Annotated in this window: 3 protein-coding genes, 1 tRNA gene and 1 rRNA gene; 4 read left to right on the top strand and 1 reads right to left on the bottom strand. The window is 68.4% G+C overall.

Annotated elements, in window-relative coordinates; genetic code table 11:
* The first annotated feature begins 122 nt into the window (after positions 1 to 122).
* The 3 genes from rrf to STSP_RS09795 all read left to right on the top strand — a co-directional run bounded on the left by rrf (position 123) and on the right by STSP_RS09795 (position 1,178).
* Positions 123 to 239: ribosomal RNA gene (rrf, locus tag STSP_RS09805) — 5S ribosomal RNA — on the top strand.
* Between the two features lie 98 nt (positions 240 to 337).
* Positions 338 to 1,018, top strand: a complete 681-nt coding sequence (locus tag STSP_RS09800) for a DegT/DnrJ/EryC1/StrS family aminotransferase (RefSeq protein ID WP_232789568.1) — start codon at positions 338 to 340, stop codon at positions 1,016 to 1,018.
* Positions 1,019 to 1,102: 84 nt separating this feature from the next.
* Positions 1,103 to 1,178, top strand: a tRNA-Thr gene (locus STSP_RS09795).
* 54 nt (positions 1,179 to 1,232) lie between these two features.
* Here the strand turns inward: STSP_RS09795 and STSP_RS09790 are convergent.
* The gene (locus STSP_RS09790; RefSeq protein ID WP_232789567.1) at positions 1,233 to 3,902 is read right to left on the bottom strand and encodes a SpoIIE family protein phosphatase; all 2,670 of its coding nucleotides are present in this window, start codon (positions 3,900 to 3,902) and stop codon (positions 1,233 to 1,235) included.
* A gap of 356 nt (positions 3,903 to 4,258) precedes the next feature.
* On the opposite strand from STSP_RS09790, the gene STSP_RS09785 reads away from it, so the two are divergent.
* Positions 4,259 to 9,376, top strand: a complete 5,118-nt coding sequence (locus tag STSP_RS09785; RefSeq protein ID WP_067274824.1) for a HAMP domain-containing protein — start codon at positions 4,259 to 4,261, stop codon at positions 9,374 to 9,376.
* The last annotated feature ends 4 nt before the right edge of the window (positions 9,377 to 9,380 follow it).

The raw sequence follows: 9,380 nt of genomic DNA, 5'->3' as shown, positions 1-9,380 counted from the left end.
TTGACTGGTACTAATAGGCCGAGGGCTTGTCCTCAGTTGCTCGCGTCCACTGTGTTGGTTCTGAAACCACGAACAACCAATGCCACGGTGTGTGGCCTGCCTGGTTGAGAGTTTCATAGTGTTTCGGTGGTCATAGCGTGAGGGAAACGCCCGGTTACATTCCGAACCCGGAAGCTAAGCCTCACAGCGCCGATGGTACTGCAGGGGGGACCCTGTGGGAGAGTAGGACGCCGCCGAACAATCTTTGAGTGAGCTGGTCCCCCGACTTCGGTCGGGGGACCAGCTCCTTTTTGTTTTGCGTCATCTTGCGTTCACGTTGCGCGGTCAGCATCGCCCCATGGGGACAGTTGGATTGCTGAGGGCCGCGGGCATCGGACCCGGTGACGAGGTCGTGGTGCCGGCGTTCGGGAACGTCGAAGTGGCCGAGGCCGTGGTCCTGGCCGGAGCCGTACCTGTCTTCGGTGACATAGACCCGGTTACGTACTGCCTCGATCCCGCCGCCGTTGCGGCCGTCATATCGCACCGTACGGCGGCGGTCGTCGTCGTCCATCGCTTCGGGCGGCCCGCTGACGTCGACGCTATGCGGAGCCTCGGTCAGCGGCACGGTCTTCTCGTGCTGGAGCACAGCGAGTTGGACGCGCCACTGAGTGACGGGGTGGCGCAGCGGCGATCGCATGCCGCCTACCTCGACCAGCGCCTCAGCGGAGTCGTAACGCCCATCGGCAGTGAGCGGCACACCTATCAGCAGTACGTCGTCCGGGTTCCCGGAAACGGGCGGCCTGACCGGGACGCGTTCGCACGAGCCATACGCGCCAGGGGAGTTGACGGCCGAGTGCCCGTCAAGACGCCTCTGCACCGCATTCCCGGATTCCGGCGTGATGTGTGTCTGCCGGAGACCGAGCGGGCTGCCGACGAGACTCTGGCACTGCCCGTCGACGCCTCTCTTTCGCGGCGCGAGATGCACCGGATCGTCTCGGCCTGCAATGCGCTCGGCGGTCTGCTGCAGCCTGCGTTCTGAGGCCGTGGGCGTCGGTTCGGAGCACACGTGAGTTCGGGGTATGATTTATTTCGTTGCCGCGCGGGAAACCGCGTAAGGCGGCCGGCCCCTATAGCTCAGTCGGCAGAGCGTCTCCATGGTAAGGAGAAGGTCAACGGTTCGATTCCGTTTGGGGGCTCCACAGAACAAGGCCTCCGCCCATCGGGCGGAGGCCTTTTTGTTTCCCAGCCGGGGCTCAGTCCTTGTGAAGGCCCGGTACCCGCATCGCCAGAATCGCCATGTCATCCGAGGGCGCGTCTGACGCGAAGCGCTCCACGGCGCGCATGATGCGGGCGGCGACCGCCCCGGCCGTGAGGCCCGTGCAGGTGGTCAGGACGTCTGTGAGGCCGTCGTCGCCGAGCATGCGCGAGCCTTCGCGGCGCTCCGTGACGCCGTCGGTCACGCACAGCAGGACATCGCCCGGGTCGAGGACGACCGTCTGCTCGTACAGCTCCAGATCCTCCATGACGCCAAGGAGCGGTTGCGGTTCGGCAGCGGGTTCCACGGTGCCGTCCTGGCGAAGGCGGAGCGGCAGAGGGTGGCCGGCACAGACGACCTTCAGGACGGCCGAGCCGTCCTCCTGGGGCCACAACTCGCCGTACAGGAGCGTCAGAAAGCGGCTGCGGGCGCCCTCGTCGAGGATCGCGGCGTTGAGACGTTCCAGGACGGCAGGTCCGCCGAAGCCCTCGCGTGCCAGCAGGCGCAGGGCGTGCCGGGCCAGGCCCGTGACGGCCGCCGCCTCCGGTCCCGTGCCGCAGACGTCGCCGATCGCGAAGCCGTACGCGCCGTCGCGGATGGGGAACAGGTCGTAGAAGTCGCCGCCGACCTCGTTGCCCTCGCCGGCCGCGCGGTAGATGACCTCGACCTCGACGCCCGGTACGTGGGGGAGCTCCGGCGGGAGCAGACTGCGCTGGAGGGACTGGCTGATCGCCGTGCGCTCCGAGTACAGGCGGGCGTTGTCGAGGGCGAGGGCGGCCCTGCGGGAGAGGTCCTCGGCGAGTTCGAGGATCTCCTGGCGGAAGTGTTCGTCGGAGGGCTTGCCGAGCGTCAGCATGCCGATGACGCGGTTGCGGGCCACCAGCGGCAGGACGACGGTCTCTCCGCCGACCGCGGACGCGGTCGCCAGCGTCGTACCGATGCCGGAGCTCACGCTGGCCGGCTCGCCCAGGCCCAGGCTGCGCATCGAGGTGCGCAGCGCCGCCTCGTGGGCGGCCTCGGTGGGGGTGTTCCACACGCGTGCGCCCGGTGTCGGGACCGGGTCGGGCGGGGCGATGCGCGACAGGAGCGCCTTGAGGCCGTCGATGCGCTCCTCGTCCTCGTGCAGGACGTACGAGAGGTACGGCTCGGATGACTGGTCGGCGATCGTGTAGACCGCGCACCACGTGGCGAGGGTCGGGACCGTCATCTGGGCCATGAGCGCCAGGGTCTGGTCGCGGTCCAGGGTGCCCGCGAGGAGGTCGGAGGCCTCTACGAGGAAGGACAGGGAGCCGCGGCGCAGCCTCTCCAGCTCGCCCAGGCGCGCGGACTCCACGGCCAGGGCGATGCGGTCGGCTGCGAACTGCAGGCGCAGGGCCTCCTCGTTGGAGTACCGGTCGGGCGCTTCCGCCGCTACGCCGAGGGAGCCCGTGAGGCGCCCCTCGACCTTCAGCGGGACCGTGACGACGGAGCGCATGCCCGTGCCGTTGAGGAGCGGCACGGCGCCGGGGACGTCCGCGAGGTCTTCATGGACGGACGGCATGCGTGCCGAACCGTAACGGCCGGGCCCGGCCTCGACGGGGACGCGGGCGAAGCGCTGGCGGGCCGACGGCAGGCCCGTGGAGGCGCGGACCTCCAGCTCCGTCTCGTCGTCGGTGGCCAGCAGGAGGAACGCGGCGTCGCCGTCGAGCATGTCCCGGGCGCGCTCCACCGTGCGCTGCAGGAGCCCGTCCAGGTCGTCCGGTGCGGGTGAGCCGATGAACACCTCGAAAGGGTCCGCGGCATGGCCTTCGGTCAGATGTGCGGGGTCCGGGTGGGCGGGGCCACGCAGCGGGGTCTGCAGGACGGCGCGCTCGTGGTCGCGTACGAGAAGGCAGACGGTGGACGGGTCGCCGTCGGTGTCGCGGACCCGTAGATGCGAGGCGTAGACAGGCGTCACGCGGCCGTCGGCGCCGCGGATGCCGTAACTGCCCTCCCAGCGGGAGAGTTGGAGGGCCTCGGCGATCCCGGTGCTGGTGCCGGGGGTGTGCGGCCAGGCCGCGAAATCCGTGAGGGGCTTGCCGGTGACCTGCTCCGCGGCGTACCCGAAGAGTTCCTCGGCGTCCTCGTTCCAGGCGGTGACGGTGGTGGTGCGGTCGATCTGGATGACCGCGACCCGAACGCGGCCGTCGGCCAGCGGCAGCAGGTCGGTGGGGAGCGAGGGGCTGGCGGTATGGATGCCCACCGGGCGTTCCGGAAGGTCGAGTTGGAACCAGACCTGTTTGTGCGTGGCGGTGTACTCGACGCCCCAGCGGGAGGCGAGGGCCGCGCACAGCTGCAGTCCCCTGCCGCCCTCGCGGTCAGGGCTGCCCATCGTCGCGAGCGACTGCTGGAGAGGAATCTCACGCTCCGGGTAGCGGTCGGCGACTTCGATGCGTGCGCCGTCGTCGGTGCGAAGACAGAGGACCTCCGCGGCGGTGCCGGCGTGCACCACGGCATTGGTGACCAGTTCGCTGGTGAGGACCACCGCGTCGTCGACGATGTCGGTGAACCCCCATCCCTGGAGGGTGTCGCGGACGAAGGAGCGGGCAGTCGCTACAGAACGCCCGACGGGGTCGAAGGTGGCAGCCGCGCGCGCGGTGATCACAGAACTCCTCGTCCGAGTGTCGACGCCCAGGTCTCCTGTGGTCATACTGAGGCCGCCCCTCCGTTTTGCCCGTTCGTTCCGGCCACCAGCCCAGGCCGGGCGGACCGGGGTGGTTGGACAGCCGCATGCAAGGTTACTTACCTTCACCGTCCATGCGGATGCCGGTCGCGGTGTTTCCGCCCGGAGGGTGTGCGGACGGTGTGCGAAGCTGCCGAACTGTTATGGCCTGGTTCCGGCATGGTGAAACACTGGGCAGGCTTGAAGAGACAGCCCGGCAAGAGGTCGACCCCTGCGGGAGGGACACAGTGGAGTCTGGCGCAGCGACGCGGAGCACTAAGACGCGCGCGAAAGGCGGACAGTCCCTGAACAAGCAGCGCACACCACGCAACGGGACCACCGCGGTGGACACCGCGGCTCTCAACCGGCTCCTCGCGGCGCTGGTGTCGATGCGGGACGGTAACTTCCGCAAACGGCTCACGGTCTCGGGTGACGGCGTGATGTCCGAGATCGCGGCGGTTTTCAACGAAGTCGCCGACCGGAACCTCCATCTGACGGGAGAGCTCTCCCGGGTGCGCCGCGTCGTCGGCCGTGAGGGAAAGCTCACAGAGCGCCTCGAGGTGGGCGCCTGTGAGGGGTCCTGGGCGGCGGCGATCGACGCGTCGAACGCGCTCGTGGACGACCTCGTACGGCCCGTGTCCGAGGTCGGCCGGGTGCTGTCCGCGGTGGCGGAGGGCGACCTCCAGCAGCGCATGGAGCTGCGCTCACAGGGGCCGGAGGGCAGCGGACATCCGCTGCGCGGCGAGTTCCTGAAGGTCGGGCGCACCGTCAACAACCTCGTGGACCAGCTGTCCACGTTCACCGACGAGGTCACGCGCGTCGCCAGCGAGGTCGGTACGGAGGGCAAGCTGGGCGGGCAGGCCCGGGTGCGCGGTATGTCCGGTTCGTGGAAGGACCTCACGGATTCGGTCAACACCATGGCGTACCGGCTGACGGCGCAGGTGCGTGACATTGCTCTCGTGACGACCGCGGTCGCGAAGGGTGATCTGTCGCGCAAGGTGACCGTCCATGTCGCCGGCGAGATGCTCGAACTGAAGAACACCGTCAACACGATGGTGGACCAGCTGTCGTCCTTCTCCTCCGAGGTGACCCGTGTCGCGCGCGAGGTGGGCACGGAGGGCGAGCTCGGCGGGCAGGCGCAGGTGCCTGGTGTGGCGGGCGTGTGGAAGGACCTCACCGATTCGGTGAACCTCATGGCCGGCAATCTCACCGCGCAGGTGCGGGGGATCGCTCAGGTCACCACGGCCGTCGCCAACGGCGACCTGTCGCAGAAGGTCACGGTCAGCGCGCGTGGCGAGGTCGCACAGCTGGCCGAGACCATCAACCAGATGACCGCGACGCTGCGCACGTTCGCCGACGAGGTCACGCGCGTGGCGAACGAGGTCGGCGCGGAGGGGCGGCTCGGCGGCCAGGCGAACGTGCCGGGCGCGGCGGGTACGTGGAAGGACCTCACCGACTCGGTGAACACGGTCTTCCGCAACCTCACCACTCAGGTGCGCAACATCGCCCAGGTGACGACGGCGGTGGCGAACGGCGACCTGTCGCAGAAGGTCACCGTCGACGTCTCCGGCGAGATGCTCCAGCTGAAGAACACCGTGAACACGATGGTGGACCAGCTCTCGAGTTTCGCCGACCAGGTCACGCGTATGGCGCGCGAGGTGGGCACCGAGGGCCGGCTGGGCGGTCAGGCCCGCGTGGACGGCGTCAGCGGCACCTGGAAGGAGCTGACGGACTCCGTCAACTTCATGGCGGGGAACCTGACGTCGCAGGTGCGGCAGATCGCGCAGGTCACCACGGCGGTGGCGCGCGGTGACCTGTCGCAGAAGATCGACGTGGACGCGCGCGGCGAGATCCTGGAGCTGAAGAACACCATCAACACGATGGTCGACCAGCTGTCCGCGTTCGCCGACCAGGTGACCCGGGTGGCCCGTGAGGTGGGTACGGAGGGCCGGCTCGGCGGTCAGGCCCAGGTGCCCGGCGTCGCAGGCGTGTGGCGTGATCTCACGGACTCCGTGAACGGCATGGCCGGCAACCTCACCGCGCAGGTCCGCAACATCGCGCAGGTCGCGACGGCGGTGGCGCGCGGTGACCTGTCGCAGAAGATCGACGTGGACGCGCGCGGCGAGATCCTGGAGCTGAAGAACACCCTCAACACGATGGTGGACCAGCTGTCGAACTTCGCCGAGCAGGTCACGCGCGTGGCGCGCGAGGTGGGTACGGAGGGTATCCTCGGCGGCCAGGCCGAGGTGAAGGGTGTCTCCGGCACCTGGAAGGACCTCACGCAGTCCGTGAACGGCATGGCGAACAACCTCACCATGCAGGTGCGCAACATCGCCGAGGTCACGACCGCGGTCGCGCGCGGCGACCTGTCGAAGAAGATCACCGTCGACGCCAAGGGCGAGATCCTCGAACTCGTCACCACCGTCAACACGATGGTCGACCAGCTGTCGAACTTCGCCGAGCAGGTGACCCGGGTGGCCCGCGAGGTGGGCACCGAGGGCCAGCTGGGCGGCCAGGCCCGGGTGCCCGGCGTCACGGGCATCTGGAAGGACCTCAGCGACAACGTCAACCTGATGGCCAACAACCTGACCACCCAGGTGCGCCAGATCTCCCAGGTCACCACGGCGGTGGCGAACGGCGACCTCACCAAGAAGGTCACGGTCGAGGCGAGTGGCGAGGTCGCCCAGCTCGCGGACACCGTCAACACGATGGTGAAGACGCTGGGTTCGTTTGCGGACGAGGTCACGCGCGTGGCGCGCGAGGTGGGCACGGACGGCATCCTCGGCGGCCAGGCGCGCGTGCCGGGCGTGTCCGGAACGTGGAAGGACCTCACCGAGTCCGTGAACTCGATGGCGTCCAACCTGACGGGCCAGGTCCGCAACATCGCGATGGTGACCACCGCCATCGCGAAGGGCGATCTGACGAAGAAGATCGACATCGATGCCCGCGGTGAGATCCTCGAACTGAAGACCACCATCAACACGATGGTCGACCAGCTCTCCAGCTTCGCCGAGCAGGTCACCCTGGTGGCCCGCGAGGTGGGTACGGAAGGCCAGTTGGGCGGCCAGGCACGCGTGCGTGACGTCGATGGAACCTGGCGCGACCTCACCGAGTCCGTGAACGAGATGGCCGGCAACCTGACCCGTCAGGTGCGCGCCATCGCGGCCGTGGCCACCGCGGTGACCCGCGGCGACCTCAACCTCAAGATCGACGTCGACGCGGCCGGCGAGATCCAGGTCCTGCAGGACAACATCAACACGATGATCGCGAACCTGCGCGACACCACCCTCGCCAACAAGGAACAGGACTGGCTGAAGGGCAACCTGGCCCGTATCTCGGGTCTGATGCAGGGACGCCGCGACCTCGAGGACGTCGCCTCGCTCATCATGAGCGAGCTGACGCCGGTGGTCTCCGCGCAGCACGGCGCGTTCTTCGTGGCGATGCCCATGGACGACGGCAAAGATCTGGGCGCCGCGACCCAGGAGGACGCGTACGAGCTGCGCATGCTGGGCAGTTACGGCTACTCGATGGGCTCCATGCCGACCTCCTTCCGGCCCGGCGAGACCCTGATCGGCACCGCGGCCAAGGAGAAGCGGACGATCCTGGTGGAGAACGTCCCGCCCGGCTATCTGAAGATCGCCTCCGGGCTCGGGGACGCGCCGCCCGCGCATGTCATCGTGCTGCCGGTGCTCTTCGAAGGAACGGTCCTCGGTGTGATCGAGCTGGCGTCGTTCCAGCCGTTCACGCAGATCCAGAAGGACTTCCTCAACCAGATCGCCGAGATGATCGCGACGAGCGTCAACACCATCAGCGTCAACCAGAAGACCGAGTTGCTGCTCAAGCAGTCGCAGGAGCTCACCGAGCAGCTCCGGCTGCGCTCGGAGGAACTGGAGCAGCGGCAGAAGGCACTTCAGGCCTCCAACGCCGAACTGGAGGAGAAGGCCGAGCTGCTGGCTCGTCAGAACCGCGACATCGAGGTCAAGAACACCGAGATCGAGGAGGCGCGCCAGGTCCTCGAGGAGCGTGCCGAGCAGCTCGCGGTCTCGATGCGCTACAAGAGCGAGTTCCTGGCGAACATGTCGCACGAGCTGCGCACGCCGCTCAACTCGCTGCTGATCCTGGCCAAGCTGCTCGCGGACAACGCCGAGGGCAATCTCTCCCCGAAGCAGGTCGAGTTCGCGGAGACCATCCACGGCGCCGGTTCGGATCTGCTGCAGCTGATCAACGACATCCTCGACCTGTCGAAGGTCGAGGCCGGAAAGATGGACGTCTCTCCGACGCGTATCGCGCTCGTCCAGCTCGTGGACTACGTGGAGGCGACGTTCCGGCCGCTCACCGCGGAGAAGGGTCTCGACTTCTCCGTACGCGTCTCGCCGGAGCTGCCCGCGACGCTGCACACGGATGAGCAGCGGCTGCTGCAGGTCCTGCGCAACCTGCTGTCCAACGCGGTGAAGTTCACCGACTCGGGAGCCGTCGAGCTGATGATCCGTCCGGCCGGCAACGACGTGCCCATCGCCATCCGGGAGCAGCTGCTCGAGGCGGGGTCGCTGCGTGATGCGGACGCCGATCTGATCGCGTTCTCCGTCGCCGACACCGGCATCGGCATCGCGGCCAGCAAGATGCGTGTGATCTTCGAGGCGTTCAAGCAGGCCGACGGCACGACGAGCCGCAAGTACGGCGGTACGGGCCTCGGGCTGTCCATCAGCCGGGAGATCGCGCGGCTGCTGGGCGGCGAGATCCACGCCCAGAGCGAGCCGGGACGCGGCTCGACGTTCACGCTCTATCTGCCGCTGTACCCGACCGAACTGCCGCCGCAGGGCTACCCGCAGCTCGCTCCGGTGATCGAGCCGGGCGACACGGCGGCGTCCGTGCGCGAGCTGACGGCCTCCGCGGCCGAGACGCCCGCCGAGGTCAAGTCGTACCGCGACACGCAGAACGGGCCCGCAGCGATGTTCAGGCGTCGGCGCCGGGCTGTGGCGGCCGCCGACCAGCGGGCCGCCCTGCCGGGCCAGTCGGCGGCGCAGGACGGCTGGGCGGGCGGCGCCGGACAGGAGCCGACGCCCCAGGAGCACCGCGGCCTGCAGTTCGACGGCGAGAAGGTGCTGATCGTCGACGACGACATCCGCAACGTCTTCGCCCTGACCAGCGTCCTGGAGCAGAACGGACTGTCCGTGCTGTACGCGGAGAACGGCCGCGAAGGCATCGAAGTCCTGGAGCAGCACGACGATGTGACGGTCGTACTGATGGACATCATGATGCCCGAGATGGACGGATATGCGACGACGACGGCGATCCGCAGGATGCCCCAGTTCGCCGGACTGCCGATCATCGCGCTCACCGCGAAGGCCATGAAGGGCGACCGGGAGAAGGCCATCGAGTCCGGGGCTTCCGACTATGTGACGAAGCCGGTCGATCCGGACCATCTGCTCTCCGTGATGGAGCAGTGGATGCGCGAGGAGTGACCGG

Origin of the sequence: Streptomyces jeddahensis (assembly GCF_001642995.1) — a bacterium.
In the GTDB taxonomy this organism is placed as follows: domain Bacteria; phylum Actinomycetota; class Actinomycetes; order Streptomycetales; family Streptomycetaceae; genus Streptomyces; species Streptomyces jeddahensis.
Note: the sequence above shows the minus strand (reverse complement) of the source record. Positions and strands in the feature narration are given on the sequence as shown.

Excerpts from the sequence above, each read along its gene's own strand:
- STSP_RS09800 (WP_232789568.1), top strand. The coding sequence starts at position 338 with ATGGGGACAGTTGGATTGCTGAGGGCCGCGGGCATCGGACCCGGTGAC.
- STSP_RS09790 (WP_232789567.1), bottom strand. The coding sequence starts at position 3,902 with ATGACCACAGGAGACCTGGGCGTCGACACTCGGACGAGGAGTTCTGTG.